Origin of the sequence: Scandinavium sp. (genome assembly GCF_036271055.1) — a bacterium.
In the GTDB taxonomy this organism is placed as follows: domain Bacteria; phylum Pseudomonadota; class Gammaproteobacteria; order Enterobacterales; family Enterobacteriaceae; genus Scandinavium.
Map to the genome: position 1 here is coordinate 344,470 of NZ_DATBBJ010000059.1, position 26,015 is coordinate 370,484.

General features: G+C 53.0%; 21 protein-coding genes and 8 tRNA genes. 26 read left to right on the top strand and 3 right to left on the bottom strand.

Going from position 1 to position 26,015, the window contains the following annotated elements; all coding sequences use genetic code 11:
- Positions 1-77 precede the first annotated feature (77 nt).
- On the bottom strand, positions 78-2,099 hold the full coding sequence (nagE, locus tag VH187_RS09635) for an N-acetylglucosamine-specific PTS transporter subunit IIBC (protein ID WP_329701235.1): 2,022 nt from the start codon (positions 2,097-2,099) through the stop codon (positions 78-80).
- Between the two features lie 322 nt (positions 2,100-2,421).
- Here nagE and nagB point away from each other — a divergent pair, with 322 nt between their 5' ends.
- The 13 genes from nagB to VH187_RS09700 all read left to right on the top strand — a co-directional run bounded on the left by nagB (position 2,422) and on the right by VH187_RS09700 (position 9,556).
- Positions 2,422-3,222: a glucosamine-6-phosphate deaminase gene (gene nagB / locus VH187_RS09640; RefSeq protein ID WP_329701236.1), complete on the top strand. Its 801-nt coding sequence runs from the start codon at positions 2,422-2,424 to the stop codon at positions 3,220-3,222.
- 184 nt (positions 3,223-3,406) lie between these two features.
- On the top strand, positions 3,407-4,561 hold the full coding sequence (nagA, locus tag VH187_RS09645) for an N-acetylglucosamine-6-phosphate deacetylase (RefSeq protein ID WP_329701237.1): 1,155 nt from the start codon (positions 3,407-3,409) through the stop codon (positions 4,559-4,561).
- Between the two features lie 3 nt (positions 4,562-4,564).
- On the top strand, positions 4,565-5,785 hold the full coding sequence (nagC, locus tag VH187_RS09650) for a DNA-binding transcriptional regulator NagC (protein ID WP_329701238.1): 1,221 nt from the start codon (positions 4,565-4,567) through the stop codon (positions 5,783-5,785).
- Between the two features lie 87 nt (positions 5,786-5,872).
- Positions 5,873-6,625 (top strand): HAD-IIA family hydrolase, encoded by a 753-nt coding sequence (locus tag VH187_RS09655; protein ID WP_329701341.1) that lies wholly within the window; start codon positions 5,873-5,875, stop codon positions 6,623-6,625.
- A 256-nt stretch (positions 6,626-6,881) separates the two neighbouring features.
- Positions 6,882-8,546 (top strand): asparagine synthase B, encoded by a 1,665-nt coding sequence (asnB, locus tag VH187_RS09660; RefSeq protein WP_329701239.1) that lies wholly within the window; start codon positions 6,882-6,884, stop codon positions 8,544-8,546.
- Between the two features lie 231 nt (positions 8,547-8,777).
- Positions 8,778-8,854, top strand: a tRNA-Met gene (locus tag VH187_RS09665).
- A gap of 9 nt (positions 8,855-8,863) precedes the next feature.
- Positions 8,864-8,948, top strand: a tRNA-Leu gene (locus tag VH187_RS09670).
- A 22-nt stretch (positions 8,949-8,970) separates the two neighbouring features.
- Positions 8,971-9,045, top strand: a tRNA-Gln gene (locus VH187_RS09675).
- 33 nt (positions 9,046-9,078) lie between these two features.
- Positions 9,079-9,153, top strand: a tRNA-Gln gene (locus VH187_RS09680).
- Between the two features lie 20 nt (positions 9,154-9,173).
- Positions 9,174-9,250: transfer RNA gene (locus VH187_RS09685), tRNA-Met, on the top strand.
- Between the two features lie 6 nt (positions 9,251-9,256).
- A tRNA-Gln gene (locus VH187_RS09690) sits at positions 9,257-9,331 on the top strand.
- Positions 9,332-9,370: 39 nt separating this feature from the next.
- Positions 9,371-9,445, top strand: a tRNA-Gln gene (locus tag VH187_RS09695).
- 36 nt (positions 9,446-9,481) lie between these two features.
- Positions 9,482-9,556, top strand: a tRNA-Gln gene (locus VH187_RS09700).
- Between the two features lie 86 nt (positions 9,557-9,642).
- On the opposite strand, the gene ubiF is transcribed toward VH187_RS09700, so the two are convergent.
- The gene (gene ubiF, locus VH187_RS09705) at positions 9,643-10,818 is read right to left on the bottom strand and encodes a 3-demethoxyubiquinol 3-hydroxylase (RefSeq protein WP_329701240.1); all 1,176 of its coding nucleotides are present in this window, start codon (positions 10,816-10,818) and stop codon (positions 9,643-9,645) included.
- A gap of 139 nt (positions 10,819-10,957) precedes the next feature.
- Here ubiF and miaB point away from each other — a divergent pair, with 139 nt between their 5' ends.
- The 9 genes from miaB to VH187_RS09750 all read left to right on the top strand — a co-directional run bounded on the left by miaB (position 10,958) and on the right by VH187_RS09750 (position 20,308).
- Positions 10,958-12,391 carry a tRNA (N6-isopentenyl adenosine(37)-C2)-methylthiotransferase MiaB gene (gene miaB, locus VH187_RS09710; RefSeq protein WP_329701241.1) on the top strand — a complete coding sequence of 478 codons (1,434 nt, stop codon included), beginning with the start codon at positions 10,958-10,960 and terminating at the stop codon, positions 12,389-12,391.
- 154 nt (positions 12,392-12,545) lie between these two features.
- Positions 12,546-13,601 carry a PhoH family protein gene (locus VH187_RS09715; RefSeq protein WP_329701242.1) on the top strand — a complete coding sequence of 352 codons (1,056 nt, stop codon included), beginning with the start codon at positions 12,546-12,548 and terminating at the stop codon, positions 13,599-13,601.
- Entirely contained in the window at positions 13,598-14,065 is a 468-nt protein-coding gene (gene ybeY, locus VH187_RS09720; RefSeq protein ID WP_329701243.1) for an rRNA maturation RNase YbeY, read from the top strand. Before VH187_RS09715 ends, ybeY begins: the two co-directional genes overlap by 4 nt.
- A gap of 101 nt (positions 14,066-14,166) precedes the next feature.
- A complete protein-coding gene (gene corC, locus VH187_RS09725; RefSeq protein ID WP_329701244.1) occupies positions 14,167-15,045 on the top strand; it encodes a CNNM family magnesium/cobalt transport protein CorC in 879 nt (292 codons plus the stop codon).
- Positions 15,046-15,068: 23 nt separating this feature from the next.
- A complete protein-coding gene (lnt, locus tag VH187_RS09730) occupies positions 15,069-16,607 on the top strand; it encodes an apolipoprotein N-acyltransferase (protein ID WP_329701245.1) in 1,539 nt (512 codons plus the stop codon).
- Between the two features lie 371 nt (positions 16,608-16,978).
- Complete coding sequence (locus tag VH187_RS09735; protein ID WP_329701246.1) at positions 16,979-17,884, top strand: amino acid ABC transporter substrate-binding protein; 906 nt, start codon at positions 16,979-16,981, stop codon at positions 17,882-17,884.
- 284 nt (positions 17,885-18,168) lie between these two features.
- Positions 18,169-18,909: a glutamate/aspartate ABC transporter permease GltJ gene (gltJ, locus tag VH187_RS09740; protein WP_329701247.1), complete on the top strand. Its 741-nt coding sequence runs from the start codon at positions 18,169-18,171 to the stop codon at positions 18,907-18,909.
- Complete coding sequence (gltK, locus tag VH187_RS09745; RefSeq protein WP_329701248.1) at positions 18,909-19,583, top strand: glutamate/aspartate ABC transporter permease GltK; 675 nt, start codon at positions 18,909-18,911, stop codon at positions 19,581-19,583. Before gltJ ends, gltK begins: the two co-directional genes overlap by 1 nt.
- Positions 19,583-20,308, top strand: a complete 726-nt coding sequence (locus VH187_RS09750; RefSeq protein ID WP_329701249.1) for an amino acid ABC transporter ATP-binding protein — start codon at positions 19,583-19,585, stop codon at positions 20,306-20,308. Before gltK ends, VH187_RS09750 begins: the two co-directional genes overlap by 1 nt.
- A gap of 65 nt (positions 20,309-20,373) precedes the next feature.
- On the opposite strand, the gene VH187_RS09755 is transcribed toward VH187_RS09750, so the two are convergent.
- Positions 20,374-20,856, bottom strand: coding sequence for a zinc ribbon-containing protein (locus tag VH187_RS09755; RefSeq protein WP_319626954.1), 483 nt, complete (start codon positions 20,854-20,856; stop codon positions 20,374-20,376).
- A 214-nt stretch (positions 20,857-21,070) separates the two neighbouring features.
- Between VH187_RS09755 and leuS the strand changes: the two genes are divergently transcribed.
- From leuS to nadD, 4 genes are read left to right on the top strand one after another with little or no spacing between them, the layout of a single operon-like run.
- A complete protein-coding gene (leuS, locus tag VH187_RS09760) occupies positions 21,071-23,653 on the top strand; it encodes a leucine--tRNA ligase (protein ID WP_329701250.1) in 2,583 nt (860 codons plus the stop codon).
- A 14-nt stretch (positions 23,654-23,667) separates the two neighbouring features.
- Positions 23,668-24,255 carry an LPS assembly lipoprotein LptE gene (lptE, locus tag VH187_RS09765; RefSeq protein WP_329701251.1) on the top strand — a complete coding sequence of 196 codons (588 nt, stop codon included), beginning with the start codon at positions 23,668-23,670 and terminating at the stop codon, positions 24,253-24,255.
- Complete coding sequence (gene holA / locus VH187_RS09770) at positions 24,255-25,286, top strand: DNA polymerase III subunit delta (protein WP_329701252.1); 1,032 nt, start codon at positions 24,255-24,257, stop codon at positions 25,284-25,286. The genes lptE and holA overlap by 1 nt, the downstream gene beginning before the upstream one ends.
- A gap of 1 nt (position 25,287) precedes the next feature.
- The gene (gene nadD, locus VH187_RS09775) at positions 25,288-25,929 is read left to right on the top strand and encodes a nicotinate-nucleotide adenylyltransferase (protein ID WP_329701253.1); all 642 of its coding nucleotides are present in this window, start codon (positions 25,288-25,290) and stop codon (positions 25,927-25,929) included.
- Positions 25,930-26,015: the final 86 nt, after the last annotated feature.

Genomic DNA, 26,015 nt, shown 5'->3' on the forward strand with positions numbered 1-26,015 from the left:
GGGACGGTTTCGGTCATAAAAAAGCGGCGGAGGAAGATCCCCCGCCGCTAAGGCACATAAGATTTACTCAGGAACGATTACTTGCCTTTAATCTCATACAGTGGCGTAACGCCTGCAACTACGGAGCCCTGCGCCTTGATAACCAGGCCGCTAAAGTCGTCGATGTTGCTGCACACCACTGGACTAATCATCGAGCGTGCATTGGCGTTCAGGAACTCCAGATCCATTTCCAGAACTGGCTGACCTGCTACCACTTCCGCACCCTCTTCTACCAGACGCGTGAAGCCCTGGCCGTTCAGTGCAACGGTATCGATACCCATATGGACAACGATTTCCGCGCCTTTTTCGGTTTCGAGGCAGAACGCATGGTTGGTGTTGAAGATTTTAACGATAGTACCGGCGGCTGGAGAAACTACGGTTTTATCCGTTGGTTTTACCGCTACGCCGTCGCCTACTGCTTTGCTGGCGAACGCTTCGTCAGGTACCTGGTCCAGCGCGACAACATCACCGGTCACTGGAGAAACCAGCGCTGCGATGGTGACTCCATTTGGCACAGCCTGCGGTTTTGCCGTTGCTGGAGCCACTGCTGCCGCCGGGGCGACGTCTGAGGCTGCAACGTGACCAGTGGTTTTCATCGCGTTAGCGATTTTTTCTGCCACGAAACCGACAATAATCTGCACGCTGGTTTTGTTCAGACGAATCACACCGGATGCACCCAGGCGTTTCGCCAGTGCTTCGTTAACCAGTGAAGAGTCTTTCACGTTCAGACGCAGACGGGTGATGCACGCATCAATACCGGTCAGGTTGTCAGAACCGCCTACCGCTGCGATGTACTGACGAGCCAGTTCGGAAGCATCCTGCTCTTTATCAGAGCTCAGATTCACGTCCTGACCATCGGCTTCGCTACCGGCAACCGCCAGTTCACGACCCGGAGTCATCAGGTTGAATTTGAGGATAGTGAAACGGAATACCACGTAGTAAATAGCGAAGAACACCAGACCCTGAGGGATCAGCATGTACCAATGCGTTGCCAGTGGGTTACGTACCCATAACATCATATCCACCAGACCGGCGCTGAAGCCGAAACCGGAAATCCAATGCATGTTAGCTGCAATGAACACAGAGAGACCGGTCAACACTGCGTGGATGAAATACAGAACCGGTGCCACGAACATGAAGGAGAATTCCAGCGGTTCGGTAATACCGGTGAAGAAGGCCGCGAACGCGCCCGCCATCATGATACCCAGCACTTTGGCTTTGTTTTCTGGACGCGCACAGTGGTAAATCGCCAGTGCTGCACCCGGCAGACCGAACATCATGATCGGGAAGAAGCCCGCCTGATAACGACCGGTGATACCAATTTCTGCCTTGCCTGCTGCGATAGACTGCGCGCCGCCGAGGAAGTTAGGAATATCGTTGATACCGGCAACGTCAAACCAGAACACGGAGTTCAGCGCGTGATGCAGACCGACTGGGATCAGCAAACGGTTGAAGAAGGCATAGATACCTGCGCCCGCAGAACCGAGTTTCTGGATGTGCTCACCGAAGTTCACCAGCGCATCGAAGATAACCGGCCAGATGTACATCAGGATGAAGGCCACAACGATCATTAAGAACGACGTGAGGATTGGCACCAGACGACGACCGCTGAAGAAGGACAGCGCTTTTGGTAGCTCAACGCCGCTGAAACGGTTGTACAGTTCAGCGGAGATGATACCGACGAGGATACCGACAAACTGGTTTTCGATTTTACCAAACGCAGCCGGAACCTGCTCTAATGGGATCTTTTGGATCATTGCCACCGCTGCCGGAGAGCAGAGCGTGGTTAACACGAGGAAACCGACAAAGCCGGTCAGCGCGGCTGCGCCGTCTTTATCTTTAGACATGCCATAAGCCACACCGATCGCAAACAGCACGGACATGTGGTCGATGATGGCAGAGCCTGATTTAATCAATAGTGCAGCCAGAGCGTTATCACCGCCCCAACTCACCGGGTCAATCCAGTAGCCGATACCCATCAGAATGGCTGCGGCTGGCAGTGTGGCCACTGGCACCATCAGTGCGCGGCCCACTTTTTGCAAATAACCTAGAATACTCACTTTAACTCCCCCTATGAGACCCCGAATCGACTTATTTAAAGCCGTTTTTTTATAGTGTGACTATCTTAAAAGCACAGCGACATATCACTCGCAAGCAGAGTGTGTGAGAAATTAATTCGCCTCGCAAATTAAAAGCACCTTTTTTGTGACTTTTATCACCAAATATTGCCTTCCCTCCCTCTTCCGACTGGCTAACAGCGAAAACTTATTTTATCATTCGAAAAATCAGGACGGATTGCCGCCTCTCGCGCCAAACCAGGTTACGCTTAACAGAGATTGGGCGCCAATCCGCCAACGTTTATATTAACTATTGAGGTGAACAATGAGACTGATTCCCCTGGCAACAGCAGAACAGGTAGGCAAATGGGCCGCTCGTCATATCGTCAACCGCATCAATGCGTTTAAACCTACTGCGGACCGTCCGTTCGTTTTGGGTCTGCCAACTGGCGGCACGCCACTGACTGCCTATAAAGCTCTGGTTGAAATGCACAAATCGGGCCAGGTTAGCTTCAAACATGTTGTCACCTTCAACATGGACGAATATGTCGGTCTGGCAAAAGAGCATCCGGAAAGCTACCACAGCTTTATGCACCGCAACTTCTTTGATCACGTTGATATTCCTGCTGAAAATATTAACCTGCTGGATGGCAACGCGCCAGATATCGATGCAGAATGCCGTCAGTACGAAGAAAAAATCCGCTCTTACGGTAAAATCAACCTGTTCATGGGCGGCGTGGGTAACGATGGCCACATCGCGTTCAACGAACCGGCTTCCTCTCTCTCTTCCCGTACCCGTATTAAAACCCTGACCCATGACACTCGCGTGGCGAACTCCCGTTTCTTCGACGGCGACGTGACTCAGGTTCCTAAATACGCACTGACCGTGGGTGTGGGTACGCTGCTGGATGCAGAAGAAGTGATGATTCTTGTGCTGGGCCATCAGAAGGCACAGGCTCTGCAGGCTGCCGTTGAAGGTAACGTCAACCACATGTGGACCATCAGCTGTCTGCAACTTCACCCGAAAGCGGTGATGGTATGCGACGAGCCGTCCACCATGGAACTGAAAGTGAAGACGCTGAAGTACTTCAACGAATTAGAAGCCGAAAATATTAAAGGCCTGTAAGACAATCATTGTCTCGTAATGCGTTGCGGGACAAACCATTTTCAGTTTACACAAATCATTCACGCTGCATCGCGACGGCAACTGAGTGAATCCCGGGGAGCTTACTTGAGTAAGTGACCCGGGTGAAGGAAGGCAGCCAACAAAGAGGCAGCTTGAAGGATGATGTGTAAAGACCGGGGGTCGTATGTATGCATTAACCCAAGGCCGAATTTATACCGGCCACGAAATTCTGGATGACCATGCGATTGTTATCGCCAATGGCCTGATTGAACGTATCTGTCCACAGGCCGATTTGCCGTCCGGGATTGAGCAACGCTCGTTAAATGGCGCTATCCTCGCTCCCGGTTTTATTGACGTCCAGCTGAACGGCTGCGGCGGCGTACAGTTCAACGACAGCCCCGATGCGGTCACCGTTGAAACGCTGGAAATCATGCAGAAGGCCAATGAGCGCTCTGGCTGCACCAGCTATCTGCCAACGCTGATTACCTCAAGCGACGAATTAATGAAGCAAGGTATACACGTGATGCGTGAATACCTGGCGAAGTACCCGAATCAAGCCCTCGGCCTGCATCTTGAAGGCCCGTGGCTGAATATGGTGAAGAAAGGCACCCACAACCCGGATTTCGTGCGTAAGCCAGACCACGAACTGGTCGATTTCCTCTGTGCTAATGCCGATGTCATCACCAAAGTCACGCTGGCCCCGGAAATGGTGCCTGCGGAAGTGATCACTCGTCTGGTTAATGCTGGCATTGTGGTGTCTGCGGGTCATTCCAACGCCACGCTGAAAGAAGCCAAAGTCGGCTTCCGCGCCGGGATTACTTTCGCTACGCACCTTTATAACGCGATGCCGTACATCACCGGACGTGAGCCGGGCCTGGCGGGTGCGATTTTCGATGAAGCTGATGTCTATTGCGGCATTATCGTTGACGGTTTGCACGTCGATTACGCCAACGTCCGTAACGCTAAACGCCTGAAAGGCGACAAGCTGTGCCTCGTAACTGATGCAACGGCTCCGGCAGGTGCTGAGATTGAAGAGTTCATTTTTGCTGGTAAAACAATATACTACCGGGATGGACTGTGCGTTGATGAGAACGGCACCTTAAGCGGTTCGGCATTGACCATGATCGAAGGCGTGCGTAACCTGGTAGAACATTGCGGGTTAGCACTGGATGAAGTGCTGCGTATGGCAACACTTTACCCGGCCCGTGCTATCGGCGTTGATAAACAGCTGGGCAGCATTGCACCAGGCATGGTGGCAAACCTGACGGCGTTCACCCGCGATTATAAAATCACCAAGACCATCGTTAATGGCAACGAGGTCGTTAACTTGAGTAAGTAAAGAATGACATCAGGCGGACAAGCTCAAATTGGTAATGTTGACCTCGTAAAACAGCTTAACAGCGCGGCTGTTTACCGCCTGATTGATCAGCACGGGCCTATTTCGCGCATTCAGATTGCCGAACAGAGCCAGCTTGCTCCTGCCAGCGTGACCAAAATCACGCGCCAATTAATTGAACGCGGCCTGATCAAAGAAGTCGATCAGCAAGCCTCCACCGGGGGCCGCCGCGCTATTTCTATTGTCACCGAAACCCGCAATTTTCACGCCATCGGCGTGCGTCTTGGCCGACACGACACCACGCTCACACTGTACGACCTGAGCACAAAAGTCATCGCCGAAGAGCATTACCCGCTGCCGCAACGCACTCAGGAAACCCTGGAACATGCGCTGCTCAACACCATCGCCATTTTTATGGAGAGCTGTCAGCGTAAGATCCGTGAATTGATTGCGATCTCGGTGATCCTGCCCGGCCTTGTCGATCCCGAAAGCGGTGTGATCCGCTATATGCCACATATTCCGGTGGAAAACTGGGGATTAGTCGGCGCGCTGGAAAAACGTTTCAACGTCACCTGCTTTGTCGGTCACGATATTCGCAGTCTGGCGCTCGCCGAGCACTACTTCGGTGCAACTCAGGACTGTGAAGACTCCATTCTGGTGCGAGTCCACCGCGGAACGGGGGCCGGGATTATCTCCAATGGCCGCATTTTTATTGGTCGTAACGGCAACGTAGGTGAAATCGGGCATATTCAGGTCGATCCGCTGGGTGAACGTTGCCACTGCGGTAACTTTGGCTGTCTGGAAACTGTCGCCGCGAATGCCGCCATCGAACAGCGCGTACGCCAGCTGCTGGAAAAAGGCTACCAGAGCAAAGTCACGCTGGAAGAATGCAACATCAAAGCTATTTGCAAAGCGGCCAATAAAGGCGATGCGCTGGCGAGCGAAGTGATTGAACAGGTGGGTCGCCATCTCGGTAAAACCATCGCCATCGCCATCAACTTGTTTAATCCGCAGAAAGTGGTGATCGCGGGTGAAATTACCGAAGCCGAGAAAGTGTTGTTGCCCGCAATTGAAGGCTGCATCAATACTCAGGCACTGAAAGCGTTCCGCCAAAATCTGCCCGTAGTACGTTCCGCACTGGATCATCGCTCTGCCATCGGCGCGTTTGCCCTCGTTAAACGCTCCATGCTCAACGGCTTATTGCTCCAGCATCTGCTGGAAGGTTAACGCCCCTCTCCTCCTCCCGCGCCCACAGGCAGACGGGAGGATAATGTGTATAATTACGCCTTTCTTAAATACGACGTCGGACAGTCCATGACCCTTCAGAACATCATTTGTGATATTGACGGCGTGCTGATGCACGACAACGTAGCGGTGCCCGGTGCGGCAGCGTTTTTAAACCGAGTGCTCGAAAAAGGCATGCCGTTGGTACTGCTGACCAACTATCCTTCGCAGACCGGCCAGGATCTGGCTAACCGCTTCGCCACTGCCGGTGTCGACGTACCCGATAGCGTGTTTTACACCTCCGCAATGGCGACCGCCGATTTTCTGCGTCGTCAGGAAGGCAAAAAAGCCTATGTCGTGGGTGAAGGCGCGCTGATCCATGAATTATATAAAGCCGGATTTACCATTACCGATGTAAATCCTGATTTCGTGATCGTCGGTGAAACCCGCTCCTTTAACTGGGAAATGATGCACAAAGCCGCTTTCTTTGTGGCCAATGGCGCACGCTTTATCGCAACCAATCCGGACACCCACGGTCGTGGTTTTTATCCTGCATGTGGCGCGCTTTGCGCCGGTATCGAAAAAATCTCGGGTCGCAAACCTTTTGTGGTGGGGAAACCGAGTCCGTGGATCATCCGCGCCGCATTGAACAAAATGCAGGCCCATTCCGAGCAGACGGTGATCGTGGGTGATAATCTGCGCACCGATATTCTGGCCGGTTTTCAGGCCGGACTTGAAACGATACTTGTGCTTTCCGGTGTTTCGACGATGGATGACATTGACGATATGCCCTTCCGACCATCGTGGATTTACCCGTCAGTCGCCGAAATCGACGTTATCTGAGTCAAAACCACGTCCTCTGGCGTGGTTTTTCATTTTCGCTCCTGTAAAGCGAGAGTCAATCTAATAAAAAACGAAATAAATTACACAATCATCAATAATGACGTTCCAAATCTACGTGTTTTTCACTATTCACTAATCCCCATTGCACTTTTTGCTTTCATCACCGTAATTCCCTTGCGTAGTGACCCGCTTTACGGCATTTTTTAATGCATGCAACGCCACAACAACACGCAACAGAATTAACGGAGAAGTCGCTATGTGTTCTATTTTCGGTGTACTGGATATCAAAACGGACGCGGTTGAACTGCGTAAAAGAGCGCTCGAGCTGTCTCGTCTGATGCGCCATCGCGGGCCAGACTGGTCCGGCGTTTACGCCAGTGATAAAGCCATTCTCTGCCATGAACGTCTGTCGATTGTCGACGTCAATGCAGGCGCCCAGCCGCTGTACAACGAAAAGAAAACCCATGCGCTGGCCGTAAACGGTGAAATCTATAACCATCAGGAACTGCGCGCAGAATATGGCGATCGCTATCACTTCCAGACCGGCTCCGACTGCGAAGTCATTCTCGCGCTGTATCAGGAAAAAGGTCCGGAGTTCCTCGACGATCTGCAAGGTATGTTTGCGTTTGTGCTTTACGACAGTGAAAAAGATGCGTACCTGATTGGTCGTGATCACATCGGTATCATCCCGCTGTATATGGGCCATGACGAACACGGCAACCTGTATGTGGCTTCCGAAATGAAGGCGCTTGTACCTGTGTGCCGCACTATCAAAGAATTCCCGGCAGGCAGTTACCTGTGGAGTAAAGACGGCGAAATTCGTCCTTATTATCAGCGCGACTGGTTCGATTACGATGCAGTCAAAGACAACGTGACGGACAAAAACGAACTGCGCCAGGCGCTGGAAGATTCCGTAAAAAGCCACCTGATGTCTGACGTGCCTTACGGCGTGCTGTTGTCGGGCGGTCTCGATTCCTCCGTGATTTCCGCTATCACCAAGAAATATGCCGCCCGCCGTGTGGAAGATCAGGAACGTTCAGAAGCCTGGTGGCCACAGCTGCACTCTTTCGCCGTGGGCCTCGACGGTTCCCCGGATCTGAAAGCAGCGCAGGAAGTGGCTAACCATTTAGGGACTGTGCACCATGAAATTCACTTCACCGTGCAGGAAGGTCTGGATGCTATCCGCGACGTGATTTATCACATCGAAACGTACGATGTGACGACCATTCGTGCTTCTACACCGATGTACCTGATGTCGCGAAAAATCAAAGCGATGGGCATCAAAATGGTGCTTTCAGGCGAAGGTTCTGACGAAGTGTTTGGCGGATATTTGTACTTCCACAAAGCGCCAAACGCGAAAGAGCTGCACGAAGAAACCGTGCGTAAACTGCAGGCGTTACATATGTTTGACTGTGCTCGCGCTAACAAAGCAATGTCAGCCTGGGGCGTTGAGGCTCGCGTGCCGTTCCTCGACAAGAAATTCCTCGATGTGGCGATGCGCATCAACCCTCAGGACAAAATGTGTGGCAATGGCAAAATGGAAAAACACATTCTGCGCGAATGTTTTGAATCCTATCTGCCAGCAAGCGTCGCATGGCGTCAGAAAGAGCAGTTCTCCGATGGCGTAGGGTACAGCTGGATTGATACCCTGAAAGAAGTGGCCGCGAAGCAAGTCACCGATAAACAACTGGAAACGGCGAGCTTCCGCTTCCCGTACAACACGCCTTCGTCTAAAGAAGCGTATCTGTATCGTGAGATCTTTGAAGAGCTGTTCCCACTGCCAAGCGCGGCTGAATGCGTACCAGGTGGCCCATCCGTTGCCTGTTCTTCCGCAAAAGCAATCGAGTGGGATGAATCCTTCAAATCAATGAACGATCCGTCAGGTCGTGCGGTCGGCGTACACCAGTCTGCCTACAAATAAATCCCCGTTTTCAACGATGGGCCCTTCGGGGCCCATTTGTCGTTTATGGGCCTCCATCGAATTGCGAAAAAGGCGTAAGAATCAATTATTGCCGATTAATTCGCCTCGCTGTTCGCAACCTAACCAAACAGTCACATTCCGGTCCTTTTACTTGAAAAAAAAGTTGACGCTTATTGGCTCAATACGCATAATGCGCCCCGCAACGCCGATAAGGTAGCGCTAAAAAAGTATGGCTACGTAGCTCAGTTGGTTAGAGCACATCACTCATAATGATGGGGTCACAGGTTCGAATCCCGTCGTAGCCACCATCTTTTTTTGCGGGAGTGGCGAAATTGGTAGACGCACCAGATTTAGGTTCTGGCGCCGCAAGGTGTGCGAGTTCAAGTCTCGCCTCCCGCACCATTTCCAAAAAGCGTTGCACGGATGGGGTATCGCCAAGCGGTAAGGCACTGGTTTTTGATACCAGCATTCCCAGGTTCGAATCCTGGTACCCCAGCCACTTTTTCCAGACTAGATGATTTTTATGAGTCATTGGGGTATCGCCAAGCGGTAAGGCACTGGTTTTTGATACCAGCATTCCCTGGTTCGAATCCAGGTACCCCAGCCAGTCTGGCAAATCAAAATTCAGGCTACGTAGCTCAGTTGGTTAGAGCACATCACTCATAATGATGGGGTCACAGGTTCGAATCCCGTCGTAGCCACCAAATTCTTGGGGTGTCGCCAAGCGGTAAGGCACTGGTTTCTGATACCAGCATTCCGGGGTTCGAATCCCTGCACCCCAGCCAATTAGTAAACGATGTAAAAAAGCTGAAAAGAACACCTGATGGGGTGTCGCCAAGCGGTAAGGCACTGGTTTCTGATACCAGCATTCCGGGGTTCGAATCCCTGCACCCCAGCCACTTTTCATCAACATCGTCATGAAATAAAAATTCAGTTGGGGTATCGCCAAGCGGTAAGGCTCTGGTTTCTGATACCAGCATTCCGAGGTTCGAATCCTCGTACCCCAGCCACTTAAAACAAAAAAGCTCGCTTCTGCGGGCTTTTTTGTTTTTGTCGTTTCGATAATATCCCCGACATCTTCTGCCGGGGAATCTGACTACAATCCTAACGCATACTTCAATGCCTGACGTTTCAGGCCCCCCGCTCGCTCAGCGGCCATCAGGCCAATATTACGCAGCATTCTCAGCGGTGCGAGGTCATTGCTGAAACTGGCGTAAAACAGATCCATGCCGGATTGCATCAGGTAATTATCCGCCATTCGGCGCGTCTGATAACGCTTCAACACCGATAAACTCGACCACTCCTCGCCGTGGCTACGTGCATTTGCCAGTACGTCCACCAGCACATCAACATCACGATACCCCAGATTCACGCCCTGCCCGGCCAGCGGATGAATGGTATGCGCCGCATCGCCCACCAACGCGAGGTTTGGCTGAACGTAACGCAGCGCATGGCGGCGAGTCAGTGGAAACGCACCAGCGGCCACAGGTTTAACATTGCCTAAGCGCGATGGGAACGTATTGGCAATCTCTCGTTGAAGTTGATCGAGCGGAAGTGACTGAAGCTGGCGAATACGCGCTGGCGTGTCGTACCACACCAGTGAGGCCCAGTTATCGAACAGCGGTAGAAAGGCGCGCGGCCCGTTTGGCGTAAACTGCTGCCAGGTGCTGTCACCCGGTTCATTTTCGCATTGCACGGTTATTAACATGCAGGACTGAGGATATTGCCATGCATGAACGCCGATCCCGGCCATGTGTCGCACCTGAGAGTTCGCGCCATCGGCCCCCACCGCCAGCTTCGCTTTTAGCTCACTGCCGTCGGTAAAGCCCAGCACATACCCATCACTGCCGTGAAGCAGGGTTTCCAGTGAAGAAGGTACGCACAGGCTGATGTTTTCATGCGCCTCCAGCGCCTGCCACAGGGCAAGCTGCAGCACGTTGTTTTCCACCATGTATCCGAGTTCGGGCAGCTTCAGTTCTGCAGCGTTAAACACCACGTGCGCGTTTTCCCACTCCCAGGTTTCCAGTTGGCGATAACGATGAGTGCGCATGACCTGGATGGCCTCCCAGACGCCCAGGCCGCGTAACAGCCCTACGGAAGACGCACTGATGGCAGAGATCCGCACATCCGGTGGACTCGCTGGATCAAACTCAGGTGGCGTAGTTTGCTCAATCACGGTTACGGTGAAGCCTTGTTGCGCCAGACCCAGTGCCAGCGCGCCGCCGACCATTCCGCCGCCCACGATGGCGACATCTGTATGTTGATTGCTCATGGCTCGTTATCCTTAAACTTCAATTCTGTAAGTTTACCGGATTTTTTTATCCTTTGTGCGCCGGGTCGGTCATACTGGTCACACTCGCTGCAAAGCATTACAATACGCGCCCTGCGTTTCCTGAGCATGAGCTAAGTCGATGACAAAAAAACTCCATATTAAAACCTGGGGCTGTCAGATGAACGAGTACGATTCATCAAAGATGGCCGATCTGCTGGATGCCACCCACGGCTATCAATTGACTGAAAATGCCGAAGAAGCCGATGTGCTGCTACTGAACACCTGTTCAATTCGTGAGAAAGCGCAGGAAAAAGTTTTCCATTTGCTGGGCCGCTGGAAACACATCAAGGCGAAAAGACCGGATGTGATCATTGGCGTCGGCGGCTGTGTTGCGTCGCAAGAAGGCAAACTGATTCGCCAGCGCGCCCACTATGTCGATATTATTTTTGGCCCGCAAACGCTGCACCGCCTGCCTGAAATGATCACCAACATTCGTGGCATGCGCGATCACCGTAAGCCTATTGTCGACGTCAGCTTCCCGGAAATTGAAAAATTTGACCGTCTGCCAGAGCCACGAGCTGACGGCCCAACGGCGTATGTGTCGATCATCGAAGGCTGTAACAAATACTGTACTTACTGCGTGGTGCCTTACACACGTGGTGAAGAAGTCAGCCGTCCGTCTGACGATATCCTGTTCGAAGTCGCCCAGCTTGCGGCGCAGGGTGTGCGCGAAATTCATCTGCTCGGCCAGAACGTAAACGCCTGGCGCGGTGAGAACTACGACGGTAGCACCGGTTGTTTCTCCGAACTGCTGCGTTTGGTGGCGTCCATCGACGGTATCGATCGTCTGCGCTTTACCACCAGCCATCCGATTGAATTCACCGACGACATCATCGACGTCTATCGCGATACGCCGGAGCTGGTGAGCTTCCTGCATCTTCCGGTTCAGTGCGGTTCAGACCGCGTGCTGAACCTGATGGGCCGCACGCACACGACGCTGGAATACAAAGCCATTATCCGCAAACTGCGTGAAGCGCGCCCGGACATTCAAATCAGCTCTGACTTTATCGTCGGCTTCCCGGGTGAAACCAATGAAGACTTCGAGAAGACCATGAAGCTCATTGCCGATGTGAATATGGACGTCAGCTACAGCTTTATCTTCTCTGCGCGTCCGGGTACGCCTGCGGCAGACATGGTCGATGATGTTCCGGAAGAAGACAAAAAGCAGCGCCTGTACATTCTGCAAGAACGCCTAAACCAGCAGGCGATGGCATGGAGTCGCCGTATGGTGGGCACTGTGCAGCGTATTCTGGTCGAAGGGACTTCGCGTAAGAGCGTGATGGAGTTAACCGGACGCACCGAAAATAACCGCGTGGTGAACTTCGAGGGGACGCCAGATATGGTGGGCAAATTCGTCGATGTGGAAATCGTTGACGTTTATACCAACTCTCTGCGCGGCAAACTGGTTCGCACCGAAGCGGAAATGGGGCTTCGCGTGGTGGAATCACCGGAATCCGTTATCGCGCGTACCCGCAAAGAAAACGATCTCGGCGTCGGTTCCTTCCAGCCGTAATTCCAGCGGCCTGTCCCTTCGGGCAGGCCCTTGCATTTCCCCGCCCTGCCCCCAGATCAATTGCAATGCTTGCGCCTTTAAACACTGGCGTGAATAATTTCCTTTGAACAGGTTCAAAAACGCCCGTCGAGGCAATAGGCAAAAGAGGAACAGTTTGAATACAGAAACGCGTGAAATTACCCTGGAGCCGGCAGACAACAACCGCCTGCTGAGCCTCTGCGGCCCGTTTGATGACAACATCAAACATCTGGAGCGACGACTGGGTATCGAAATCAACCGCCGCGATAATTACTTCAAACTCACCGGACGCGCCATCTGCGTTAACGCAGCCGCGGATATCCTGCGCAGCCTGTACGTCGATACGGCCCCAATGCGCGGCCAGACTCAGGATATTGAACCGGAACAGATTCACCTGGCTATCAAAGAAGCCCGCGTGCTGGAACAAAGTGCTGACAGCGTGCCGGACTACGGCAAAGCCATCAACATCAAGACTAAGCGGGGCGTGATTAAACCGCGTACGCCAAATCAGGCCCAATACATCGCCAATATTCTCGACCACGACATCACTTTCGGCGTGGGTCCTGCAGGTACGGGTAAAACCTACCTGGCCGTTGCCGCCGCAGTCGATGCGCTGGAGCGCCAGGAAATTCGCCGTATTCTGCTGACCCGACCGGCGGTGGAGGCTGGTGAAAAATTAGGCTTCCTGCCAGGCGATCTCAGTCAGAAAGTCGATCCGTATCTGCGCCCGCTGTATGACGCACTGTTCGAGATGCTTGGCTTTGAAAAAGTCGAAAAGCTCATTGAACGCAACGTCATTGAAGTTGCGCCACTGGCCTATATGCGCGGACGTACGCTCAACGATGCGTTCATCATTCTCGATGAAAGCCAGAACACCACCATTGAACAAATGAAGATGTTCCTGACGCGTATCGGCTTTAACTCGAAAGCGGTGATCACGGGTGACATTACCCAGATTGACCTGCCGCGTAACCTGAAATCCGGTCTGCGTCATGCCATTGAAGTGTTGGCGGAAGTGGACGAAATCAGCTTCAACTTCTTCCACAGCGAAGACGTGGTGCGCCATCCGGTTGTCGCCCGGATCGTTAACGCGTATGAAGCGTGGGAAGAAGCCGATCAAAAACGTAAAGCCGAGCAGGCCGCCGAGCGCAAACGCGAAGCGCTGGCAACGCAGGAGCATGAGCAAAAATGAGTTCGGTTATTTTAGATTTACAGATAGCGACAGAAAACGAAAACGGCCTGCCGCTGGAAGCGGAGTTTCAGCGTTGGCTGGACGCGACTATTCCGGCGTTCCAGGAAGAGTCAGAAGTGACGATTCGTCTGGTGGATGAAGCCGAAAGCCACGAACTGAACATGACCTATCGTGGCAAAGACAAGTCCACCAATGTGCTCTCTTTCCCGTTTGAAGCGCCGCCGGGCATCGAAATGCCGTTGCTCGGCGACCTGATCATCTGTCGCCAGGTGGTGGAACGCGAAGCTGAAGAACAGGGCAAACCGCTCGAAGCCCACTGGGCGCATATGGTCATCCACGGTAGCTTGCATCTGCTCGGTTACGACCATATTGAAGACGAAGAAGCCGAAGAGATGGAAAGTCTGGAAACAGAGATAATGCTTGCTCTGAACTATGATGATCCGTACATTGCCGAGAAAGAGTAACCAGGGCGGCAGTTAAAAGCCGCCCTGGCATTTTATGCCGTCTGACGCTGAGTTTACGCGCGACGGCGAACATTTATTAACATGAGACCCCACACGACGCCATGAGCGACGACAACTCACACAGTAGCGACACCTTAACCAGCAAAAAGGGATTCTTCTCCCTCTTACTGAGCCAGCTCTTCCACGGCGAACCGAAAAACCGTGATGAACTTCTGGCGCTGATCCGTGATTCCGGGCAAAACGATCTTATCGACGAAGATACGCGTGACATGCTCGAAGGGGTAATGGATATTGCAGACCAACGCGTCCGTGACATCATGATCCCCCGCTCTCAAATGATCACCCTGAAACGTAACCAGACGCTGGACGAATGCCTCGATGTCATTATCGAGTCCGCCCACTCACGTTTCCCGGTGATCAGCGAAGATAAAGATCACATCGAAGGGATTCTGATGGCCAAAGATTTGCTGCCGTTTATGCGCAGCGATTCCGAAGCTTTCAGCATGGATAAAGTGTTACGCCAGGCGGTGGTGGTGCCGGAAAGCAAGCGGGTTGATCGCATGCTGAAAGAGTTCCGTTCCCAGCGCTACCACATGGCGATTGTGATTGACGAATTTGGCGGCGTTTCGGGTCTGGTGACCATCGAAGACATCCTCGAACTTATCGTTGGCGAAATTGAAGACGAATATGATGAAGAAGACGACATCAATTTCCGTCAGTTAAGCCGTCACACCTGGACCGTTCGCGCATTGGCCTCGATTGAAGACTTTAACGATGCGTACGGTACACACTTCAACGATGACGAAGTGGATACCATCGGCGGTCTGGTGATGCAGGCATTCGGTCATCTGCCTGCTCGCGGTGAATCCATTGTCATTGATGGTTACCAGTTCAAAGTTGCGATGGCTGACAGCCGTCGTATCATCCAGGTTCACGTCAAACTTCCGGAAGATGCGCCACAGCCTAATCTGGACGATTAATTTTTAAGGGACGACAACGCTAAATGGCATTTGCCTCTCTCATTCAACGCCAGCGCATTCGTTTGCTGCTGGCGCTTCTTTTCGGTGCCTGCGGAACGCTGGCTTTTTCCCCTTATGATTTCTGGCCTGCGGCGATTGTGTCGCTTGTCGGGTTGCAGGGATTAACGCTTAATCGTCGTCCACTGCAAAGCGCCTGGATTGGCTATTTCTGGGGCCTCGGTCTGTTCGGTTCCGGCATCAACTGGGTTTACGTCAGCATCGCGCAATTTGGCGGTATGCCAGGTCCGGTGAACGTGTTCCTTGTGGTGCTGCTTGCCGCTTACCTTTCGCTGTATACCGGGCTGTTTGCCGGTGTGCTGTCGCGCCTGTGGCCGAAAGCCAACTGGATACGCGTTGCCATTGCCGCGCCTGCCGTCTGGCAACTCACCGAATTCTTGCGCGGATGGGTGTTGACCGGCTTCCCGTGGCTACAGTTTGGCTACAGCCAGATTGACGGCCCGCTGAAAGGCCTGGCTCCGGTGATGGGCGTTGAGACCATCAACTTCCTGCTGATGATCGTCAGTGGTTTACTGGCGCTGGCGCTGGCAACCCGCAACTGGCGACCACTGGTTGTTGCCATAGTGCTGTTCGCCCTGCCCTTCCCGCTACGCTATATCCAGTGGTATCAACTGCTGCCTGCCCGCACCACTCAGGTGTCGCTGGTCCAGGGGAATATCCCACAGTCGCTGAAATGGGACGAGAAAGAGCTGATTAATACGCTGAAAATTTATCTCGATGCCACTGAAAAAGTGATGGGAAAATCTCAACTGATTATCTGGCCAGAATCAGCGATCCCTGATCTCGAAATCAATCAGCAGCGTCTGCTCAGCATGATGGACGATATGCTGCGCGCCAAAAACAGCTCGCTGATTACCGGTGTGGTGGATTCACGTCTTAACGCCAAAAACCGTTACGACACTTACAACACCATCATCACGCTTGGCAAAGACAATCCGTACAGCTACAACTCGACGGATCGCTACAACAAAAATCACCTGGTGCCGTTTGGTGAGTTTGTGCCGCTGGAGTCTATCCTGCGACCGTTAGCGCCGTTCTTTGACCTGCCGATGTCGTCATTCAGCCGTGGGCCTTATGTGCAGCCGCAGCTTTCTGCGCATAACCTGAAACTGACACCCGCTATTTGCTATGAAATCATTCTTGGCGAACAGGTACGCGACAATTTCCGTCCGGATACTGATTTCCTGCTGACCATCTCAAACGATGCATGGTTCGGTAAATCCATCGGGCCGTGGCAGCATTTCCAGATGGCGCGGATGCGTGCGCTGGAACTGGCGCGTCCGCTGCTGCGTAGCACTAACAACGGCATCACTGCGGTTATCGATCCGCATGGCGACGTGCAGGCGATGATCCCGCAGTTCACTCGCGAAGTGCTGACCACCACGGTGACGCCGACAACGGGCCTGACGCCGTATGCACGCTTCGGCAACTGGCCGCTGTGGATCCTCGCCGCGCTGTTTGGCTTTGGTGCGCTGGTCATGAGTCTGCGTCAGCGCCGTCGTTAATTCTCTCCGCCGGGTGGCGCTACGCTGACCCGGCCTACTTTTCCTTCCCCGTAAGACTCCGCACAGATGCCATTTCTGGCACGCCAATTGCTATATCAATTCAGTGAGCTACGTTATTTCGCGTCAGTGCAACCCGGTCGCACTAGCCTTGCTCATCGGTGGCACCTTTTTGGTGCATGAGAGCATTTTTGCCTTAAAACGGTGCGGCGCACTTCGCAAAAACAAACAATAACGCAGCAAAATCTTTACATTAAGCCAGACTAAATGTTAACAAACTGGCTTAACACTGCACACAAAAGTGGCAGGCTATAACAACACAACACTCACATGGGTATCTGCGCGTCCCTGACGCTGCGATAAGGAGTTTGGATATGCAATTACGTAAACTGGCCACAGCAATGCTGGTGATGGGAATGTCCGCTGGCGTTGTCCATGCAGAAGACGCACCTGCGGCTGGCAGCACGCTCGACAAGATCGCCAAAAATGGCGTGATTGTGGTCGGCCACCGTGAATCATCCGTACCGTTCTCTTACTACGACAACCAGCAGAAAGTCGTGGGTTACTCCCAGGATTACTCCAACGCCATCGTTGACGCTATCAAGAAGAAGCTCAACAAGCCGGACTTGCAGGTTAAGCTAATCCCAATTACGTCTCAGAACCGCATTCCGCTGTTGCAGAACGGCACCTTTGACTTCGAGTGTGGCTCGACCACCAACAACCTCGAACGTCAGAAACAAGCAGCGTTCTCAGACACTATCTTCGTGGTCGGCACCCGTCTGCTGGTCAAGAAAGGTGGCCCAATCAAAGATTTCGCCGACCTGAAAGGCAAAGCGGTCGTGGTGACGTCCGGTACGACCTCTGAAGTGCTGCTGCACAAACTGAACGACGACAAGAAAATGGACATGCGCATCATCAGCGCCAAAGACCATGGCGACTCTTTCCGTACGCTGGAAAGCGGTCGCGCGGTGGCGTTTATGATGGATGACGCCCTGCTGGCGGGTGAACGTGCGAAAGCGAAGAAACCAGACAACTGGGAAATCCTTGGCACGCCGCAGTCCAAAGAAGCCTACGGCTGTATGCTGCGTAAAGACGATCCTCAGTTCAAAAAGCTGATGGATGACACTATCGCTCAGGCGCAGACCTCCGGTGAAGCATCGAAATGGTTCGAGAAATGGTTCAAAAACCCAATTCCACCGAAGAACCTGAACATGAACTTTGAACTGTCTGACGACATGAAAGCACTGTTCAAAGCCCCTAACGACAAAGCCGTTAACTAATTAAAACAACGATGGGCGGGTTCACCTGCCCTCTCGATTGTGAGGAAACACGGACAGACACTATGTTGAATGGTCGTTCCCCACTCAACATGAAATAACTTACACAAAATCATTCGTGCTGTATCGCGGCGGCAACGGAGTGCATCCCCGGGAGCTTACATAAGTAAGTGACCGGGGTGAACGACGGCAGCCAACAAAGAGACAGCGCGAAGGATGACGTGTAAAAGTTTCCTTAGCAGTCTTAGAGGGTAGCCCTGCTACCCTTTTTTTTTCGGAGTCCATTTATGTCAATCGACTGGAACTGGGGTATTTTTCTGCAACAAGCCCCGTTCGGCAACACCACCTATCTTGGCTGGCTGTGGAGCGGATTTCAGGTCACCGTTGCGTTATCGATAACGGCCTGGATTATCGCGTTCTTCGTCGGCTCGCTGTTCGGCATTCTGCGTACCGTACCCAATCGGTTTTTATCCGGGATTGGTACGCTGTATGTGGAACTGTTCCGTAACGTTCCGCTGATCGTTCAGTTCTTTACCTGGTATCTGGTGATTCCAGAGCTGCTACCAGAAAATATCGGCACGTGGTTTAAGTCTGAGCTTGATCCCAACATTCAATTCTTTGTTTCTTCGATGCTGTGTCTTGGGCTGTTTACCGCTGCCCGCGTGTGTGAGCAGGTACGTGCCGCTATCCAGTCGCTACCGCGTGGCCAACAAAACGCAGCCCTGGCGATGGGACTGACGTTACCGCAAAGCTATCGTTATGTGCTGCTGCCCAACGCTTATCGCGTGATTGTGCCGCCAATGACCTCAGAAATGATGAACCTGGTGAAGAACTCAGCTATCGCCTCGACTATCGGTTTGGTCGATATGGCGGCGCAGGCCGGGAAGTTGCTGGATTACTCGGCGCACGCCTGGGAGTCTTTCACCGCCATTACGCTCGCGTACGTGCTGATTAACGCGATTATCATGCTGGTGATGAATCTGGTTGAACGTAAGGTTCGCCTGCCTGGCAATATGGGAGGCAAATAATGTACGAGTTTGACTGGAGTTCTATCGTTCCTTCCCTGCCTTACCTGATGTCAGGGCTGCTTATCACCCTGAAAATTACCGTGACGGCGATTATTATCGGGATTGTCTGGGGAACATTGCTGGCAGTGATGCGTCTGTCATCCTTCAAACCGCTGGCCTGGTTTGCCACTGCGTATGTGAACGTCTTCCGTTCCATTCCGCTGGTAATGGTGCTGCTATGGTTCTATCTGATTGTGCCTGGCTTCCTGCAAAACGTGCTTGGGCTGTCGCCGAAAGCAGATATCCGCCTGGTTTCCGCGATGGTGGCGTTTTCGATGTTCGAAGCGGCTTACTATTCGGAAATTATTCGCGCCGGGATCCAGAGCATTTCGCGTGGGCAAGGTAGCGCCGCGCTGGCGTTGGGCATGACCCACTGGCAGTCGATGAAGCTCATTATTCTGCCACAGGCGTTCCGTGCGATGGTGCCTTTGCTGCTGACTCAGGGGATCGTCCTGTTCCAGGATACCTCGCTGGTGTACGTCTTGAGCCTTGCCGATTTCTTCCGTACCGCGTCGACCATCGGCGAGCGTGACGGAACCCAGGTTGAGATGATCCTGTTCGCGGGAGCCGTCTATTTTGTTATCAGTTTAAGCGCCTCGCTGTTGGTCACCTATTTGAAGAAAAGGACCGTCTAATGATTTCCCTGAAAAATGTTTCAAAATGGTATGGTCACTTTCAGGTGCTGACCGATTGCTCCACGGAAGTGAAAAAAGGTGAAGTGGTGGTGGTTTGCGGCCCGTCAGGCTCCGGTAAATCAACGCTTATCAAAACCGTTAATGGTCTGGAGCCCGTACAGAAAGGTGAAATTCTGGTTAACGGCACTCAGGTGAATAGCAAGAAAACCGATCTGGCGAAATTGCGCTCGCAGGTCGGCATGGTGTTCCAGCATTTTGAGCTGTTCCCTCACCTGTCGATCATCGAAAACCTGACGCTGGCACAGGTCAAAGTGCTCAAACGCGACAAAAACGCCGCTCGCACGAAAGGCCTAAAGCTGCTGGAACGCGTAGGGCTTTCTGCGCACGCCAATAAATTCCCGGCACAGCTTTCCGGCGGTCAGCAGCAGCGCGTGGCGATTGCTCGTGCGTTGTGTATGGATCCGGTGGCAATGCTGTTCGATGAACCGACTTCCGCGCTTGATCCTGAGATGATCAACGAAGTGCTGGATGTGATGGTTGAGCTGGCGCACGAAGGCATGACGATGATGGTCGTGACCCACGAAATGGGCTTCGCCCGCAAAGTGGCGAACCGCGTTATCTTTATGGATGAAGGCAAGATTGTTGAAGATTCTGATAAAGACGAATTCTTTAATAATCCTCAGTCTGACCGCGCCAAAGATTTCCTCGCGAAAATTCTGCATTAATGGTTTTGTGGGCCGGGGAAATTGCCGGGCGGCACGGTGCTTGCCCGGCCTACAAAAAAAGAGGATCAAGGCTCAAACGCCTTGCGCTGGAACTGGTCGTGACCGCATTTCGGGCAAAGCGGCAATACATCCGGCGAGTAGACCGCCAGATGAAAATGGCATTTCTCGCAGACTAAATTCCCCAACCCCACCACTTCGCCACTGTGATACACACCGTGATGATTCAAGTCCTGGAAAACCTCTCGCCACTCGAGCTGCGTTTTATCGGTAATATCCGCTAATTCTTGCCAGATACTTTCCTTAATCACCCGCATAAACACGCTGTCTTTCAGCTCGTCCTGACTCTCGCCGTAGCTGATAGCAAACTCTTCAAGGTCGCGGCGCACGGCCCTTGTGAGTTCATCGACTTCGGTTCGGGTTAACTCCCCGGTCTGGCTCACGCGTTCGCGTGCCTGCTCGACCAGCGCATCAATATCGCGCTCTCCGTTACGCAAGCGCTCGGTTAGCGTCGTCACCAGTTCTCGATAATATTGAGCAACCTTGTTCATTGTTTCATCTCCCGGGTGGTTAACGTCCTCTAATGATAGACCTTATTTCCTTATAGCTTTGTCAGGTTAGCCACAGACCCGGTAAATAAACGCCAGTCCGGTGTGTGCGAAAGGCTGTTTTGACGTGCCCGTTTGGGCTATGCTATGCGGATCTGAATGACCACATCCATTGGCTACGTTTGTAGCTGTATTGAAAACAGGACCACTGGCTGCCATGCAAGAGCAATACCGCCCGGAAGAGATAGAATCGAAAGTCCAGCAACACTGGGACGATAAGCGCACATTTGAAGTGACTGAAGACAACAGCAAAGAGAAATACTACTGCCTGTCGATGCTCCCCTATCCTTCTGGCCGACTACACATGGGCCACGTGCGTAACTACACCATTGGTGATGTGATTGCCCGTTACCAGCGTATGCTGGGCAAAAACGTGCTGCAGCCAATTGGCTGGGATGCGTTTGGTCTTCCGGCTGAAGGTGCTGCGGTGAAAAACAACACTGCACCTGCTCCGTGGACCTACGACAACATCGCGTACATGAAAAACCAGCTCAAAATGCTGGGCTTCGGTTATGACTGGAGCCGCGAGCTGGCGACCTGTACGCCTGAATACTATCGCTGGGAACAGAAGTTCTTCACCGAGCTGTATAAAAAAGGCCTGGTGTACAAGAAAACGTCTGCCGTTAACTGGTGCCCGAACGATCAGACCGTTCTGGCGAACGAACAGGTTATCGACGGCTGCTGCTGGCGTTGTGACACCAAAGTTGAGCGTAAAGAGATCCCGCAGTGGTTTATCAAAATCACCGCTTACGCCGACGAACTGCTGAACGATCTGGATAAAATGGATCAGTGGCCTGACACGGTGAAAACCATGCAGCGCAACTGGATCGGTCGTTCCGAAGGCGTAGAAATCACCTTCAATGTTGCCGATCACGCTGACAAGCTGACCGTCTACACCACTCGTCCAGACACCTTCATGGGTGCGACGTATCTCGCTGTTGCTGCTGGTCACCCGCTGGCGCAACAGGCTGCGCTCAACAACCCGACCCTGGCCGCGTTCGTTGAAGAATGCCGCAACACCAAAGTCGCTGAAGCTGAAATGGCGACAATGGAGAAGAAAGGCGTCGACACCGGTTTCAAAGCAATTCATCCCCTGACGGGTGAAGCCATTCCGGTATGGGCTGCAAACTTCGTACTGATGGAGTACGGCACAGGCGCAGTCATGGCCGTTCCGGGTCACGATCAGCGCGATTACGAATTTGCCACCAAATACGGCCTGACTATCAAGCCAGTTATTCTGAACGCTGATGGCTCCGAGCCGGATCTGTCCGCGCAGGCGCTGACCGAAAAAGGCACGCTGTTTAACTCTGGCGAGTTCAGCGGCCTGAGCTTTGAAGCAGGCTTCAACGCCATTGCTGACAAACTGGCAGCACTCGGCGTGGGTGAGCGTAAAGTCAACTTCCGTCTGCGCGACTGGGGTGTTTCCCGTCAGCGTTACTGGGGTGCGCCAATCCCGATGGTGACCCTGGAAGACGGCACCGTGATGCCAACGCCAGAAGATCAACTGCCGGTTATCCTGCCGGAAGATGTGGTCATGGATGGCATCACCAGCCCAATTAAAGCGGATCCTGAGTGGGCGAAAACCACCGTTAACGGTCAGCCTGCGCTGCGCGAAACCGATACCTTTGACACCTTCATGGAGTCTTCCTGGTATTACGCGCGTTACACCTGCCCTGACTATCAGGAAGGCATGCTGGATTCCGACGCGGCTAACTACTGGCTGCCGGTTGATATCTACATTGGCGGTATCGAACACGCCATTATGCACCTGCTCTATTTCCGCTTCTTCCACAAACTGATGCGTGATGCAGGCATGGTGAACTCTGACGAACCGGCTAAGCAGTTACTGTGTCAGGGAATGGTACTGGCAGATGCCTTCTACTACGTTGGCGCAAGCGGTGAGCGTAACTGGGTTTCCCCGAAAGAAGCCATCGTTGAGCGTGACGAGAAAGGCCGTATCGTGAAAGCGAAGGACGAGGCAGGCCATGAGCTGGTGTATACCGGCATGAGCAAAATGTCTAAGTCCAAAAACAACGGTATCGACCCGCAGGAAATGGTTGAACGTTACGGCGCAGATACCGTTCGTCTGTTCATGATGTTCGCCTCTCCGGCTGACATGACGCTTGAGTGGCAAGAATCCGGCGTTGAAGGCGCTAACCGCTTCCTGAAACGTGTGTGGAAGCTGGTTTACGAACACACGGCGAAAGGCCCGGTAACGGCACTGAACGTGGATGCCCTGAGCGAAGATCAGCAGGCGCTGCGTCGCGATGTACATAAAACTATCGCTAAAGTGACCGATGATATCGGTCGTCGTCAGACCTTCAACACCGCAATTGCGGCGATCATGGAACTGATGAACAAGCTGGCGAAAGCCCCTGTCGAAGGCGAGCAAGATCGCGCCCTGATGCAGGAAGCGCTGCAGTCTGTTGTCCGTATGCTCAACCCGTTCACGCCGCACATCAGCTTTACGCTGTGGCAGTTGCTGAGTGGCGAAGGTGATGTCGACAACGCACCGTGGCCGGTCGCCGACGAGAAAGCGATGGTAGAAAACACCACCCTCGTCGTGGTACAGGTTAATGGTAAAGTTCGCGGTAAAGTCACTGTGCCGGTAGATGCGACCGAAGAGCAGGTTCGTGAACGTGCAGGCCAGGAAACGCTGGTCGCAAAATATCTGGATGGTGTGACCGTGCGTAAAGTGATTTACGTTCCGGGCAAACTGCTCAACCTGGTCGTTGGCTAAGCGCGGGAGGAAGCGTGCGATTTCTGACAACGTTATTGGTATCCCTGGCGGTGCTTGTCACCGCAGGTTGTGGCTGGCATCTGCGTAGTTCTACGCAGGTTCCGGACAATATGAAAAAGATGATTTTTGTCTCAAGCGATCCTAATGGCCCGTTGAGCCGCTCGGTGCGTAACCAGTTGCGTCTTAATGGCATTGAGATCATGGAACCTTCGTCCATTCGCCAGGACATTCCGTCTCTGCGTCTGGGTGGCGCTACCATTGGCAAAGATACGGCGTCGGTGTTCCAGGACGGCAGAACCGCTGAATACCAGATGGTCATGACCGTCTCTGCCAGTGTGCTGATCCCGGGCCATGACATCTATCCAATCAGCACCAAGGTTTATCGTTCGTACTTCGATAACCCGCAACAGGCGCTGGCGAAAGATGCCGAGCAAGACATCATCATTCAGGAGATGTACGACAAAGCCGCTCAACAGCTGATCCGCAAGCTGCCGAGCGTCAAGGTGGCAGATACAGAAGCCACCAAAGAGGAAGAGCAGTCTGCCACGGATACCCCTGCGGCACCGGCTGAACCTCGCGTCTCCACGACTCTGGGTAACTGATGATTCGGTTGTACCCAGAACAACTCCGCGCGCAGCTCTCCGAAGGGCTGCGCGCGGCGTATCTACTCCTTGGTAACGACCCTCTTCTGCTTCAGGAAAGCCAGGATGCTATTCGCCAAGCGGCTGCGGCTCAGGGTTTTGATGAACACCATACCGTCACTATTGATAACAGCACTGACTGGAACGCGTTGTTTGCGTTGAGCCAGGAACGCAGCCTGTTCGCAAGTCGACAGACGCTGATGTTAGTGCTGCCCGAAAATGGGCCGAATGCCGCTATCAACGAGCAACTGACTACACTGATAGCCCTTCTTCATGAAGATCTGCTGCTGATCGTACGAGGCAATAAGCTGACCAAAGCGCAGGAAAATGCCGCCTGGTATAGCGCGCTTTCCGACAGGTCGGCGCAGGTTTCCTGTCAGACTCCCGAACAGGCACAGCTCCCACGCTGGTTAGCTACACGAGCTAAACTGCATAATCTGCAGCTTGACGACGCCGCGAGCCAATTGCTGTGTTATTGCTATGAAGGCAATTTATTGGCACTGGCTCAGGCGCTCGAACGCCTGTCCCTGTTATGGCCGGATGGCAAATTGACGTTGCCGCGCGTTGAACAGGCAGTCAATGATGCTGCGCACTTCACGCCGTTTCACTGGCTGGATGCGCTGCTGGCGGGAAAAAGTAAACGCGCGCTGCACATTCTTCAGCAACTGCGCCAGGAAGGAAGTGAACCCGTCATTCTGCTGCGAACCCTGCAACGTGAACTCTTGTTGTTGGTGAACATGAAGCGCCAGTCCGTCTCGACACCGCTGCGCACGCTGTTTGATAAGCATCGTGTCTGGCAGAATCGTCGCCCTTTGTTTACCGAAGCGTTGAATCGCCTGAGCCCAGAACAACTGCGTCACGCTGTTGCCTTACTGGCACGAACTGAACTCACGCTTAAACAAGATTACGGTCAGTCTGTCTGGGCAGAACTCGACGGCCTGTCCCTTTTGCTGTGTCACAAAAGTTTGCCCGATATTTATTTCGAAGGATGATATGACGGCGTTAAAGGCTCTCTACGGCGGCACGTTCGATCCCGTGCATTACGGTCACCTCAAACCGGTCGAGATTCTGGCGAATCTGATTGGCCTTTCAAAGGTGATAATCATGCCGAATAACGTTCCGCCGCATCGTCCTCAACCAGAAGCGACCAGCGCCCAGCGCACCCATATGCTGGAACTTGCCATCGCCGACAAGCCCCTGTTTGAACTCGATGAGCGCGAACTGCGTCGTGATACGCCATCGTACACTTCAGAAACCTTGCGCGAATGGCGACAGGAACAAGGGGCGACCCAGCCGCTCGCCTTTATCATCGGTCAGGATTCACTGATCAACTTCCCGTCATGGCACGACTATGAAAGTATTCTGGATAATGCGCACCTGTTGGTATGCCGTCGTCCCGGTTACCCGATGGCGATGAAAGAGGAAGCGCATCAGAATTGGCTCGATCGCCACCTGACGCACAGCGCCGATGATTTACACCGTTTGCCCGCAGGCAAAATTTACCTCGCCGAAACGCCGTGGTTCAATATTTCAGCCACACTTATCCGCGAACGCCTCCAGCAGGGTGAATCATGCGCAGAGATGTTGCCCCAAACGGTGCTGAGCTATATTCACCAACAAGGTCTTTACCGATAATTTTCCTGGGTAAAGGCGTGGAATACCCGAGATATTCCCATTTTCAGCTCTAACTCCCCTCCAGACCATTGACACCCCCTGACAGG

Coding starts and splice junctions, on each gene's coding strand:
- ubiF (WP_329701240.1), bottom strand. CDS start 10,818: ATGAGCAATCAACATACAGATGTCGCCATCGTGGGCGGCGGAATGGTC.
- miaB (WP_329701241.1), top strand. CDS start 10,958: ATGACAAAAAAACTCCATATTAAAACCTGGGGCTGTCAGATGAACGAG.
- VH187_RS09655 (WP_329701341.1), top strand. CDS start 5,873: ATGACCCTTCAGAACATCATTTGTGATATTGACGGCGTGCTGATGCAC.
- nagB (WP_329701236.1), top strand. CDS start 2,422: ATGAGACTGATTCCCCTGGCAACAGCAGAACAGGTAGGCAAATGGGCC.
- asnB (WP_329701239.1), top strand. CDS start 6,882: ATGTGTTCTATTTTCGGTGTACTGGATATCAAAACGGACGCGGTTGAA.
- nagA (WP_329701237.1), top strand. CDS start 3,407: ATGTATGCATTAACCCAAGGCCGAATTTATACCGGCCACGAAATTCTG.
- lnt (WP_329701245.1), top strand. CDS start 15,069: ATGGCATTTGCCTCTCTCATTCAACGCCAGCGCATTCGTTTGCTGCTG.
- VH187_RS09735 (WP_329701246.1), top strand. CDS start 16,979: ATGCAATTACGTAAACTGGCCACAGCAATGCTGGTGATGGGAATGTCC.
- leuS (WP_329701250.1), top strand. CDS start 21,071: ATGCAAGAGCAATACCGCCCGGAAGAGATAGAATCGAAAGTCCAGCAA.
- nadD (WP_329701253.1), top strand. CDS start 25,288: ATGACGGCGTTAAAGGCTCTCTACGGCGGCACGTTCGATCCCGTGCAT.
- gltJ (WP_329701247.1), top strand. CDS start 18,169: ATGTCAATCGACTGGAACTGGGGTATTTTTCTGCAACAAGCCCCGTTC.
- VH187_RS09755 (WP_319626954.1), bottom strand. CDS start 20,856: ATGAACAAGGTTGCTCAATATTATCGAGAACTGGTGACGACGCTAACC.
- corC (WP_329701244.1), top strand. CDS start 14,167: ATGAGCGACGACAACTCACACAGTAGCGACACCTTAACCAGCAAAAAG.
- nagC (WP_329701238.1), top strand. CDS start 4,565: ATGACATCAGGCGGACAAGCTCAAATTGGTAATGTTGACCTCGTAAAA.
- ybeY (WP_329701243.1), top strand. CDS start 13,598: ATGAGTTCGGTTATTTTAGATTTACAGATAGCGACAGAAAACGAAAAC.
- gltK (WP_329701248.1), top strand. CDS start 18,909: ATGTACGAGTTTGACTGGAGTTCTATCGTTCCTTCCCTGCCTTACCTG.
- holA (WP_329701252.1), top strand. CDS start 24,255: ATGATTCGGTTGTACCCAGAACAACTCCGCGCGCAGCTCTCCGAAGGG.
- VH187_RS09750 (WP_329701249.1), top strand. CDS start 19,583: ATGATTTCCCTGAAAAATGTTTCAAAATGGTATGGTCACTTTCAGGTG.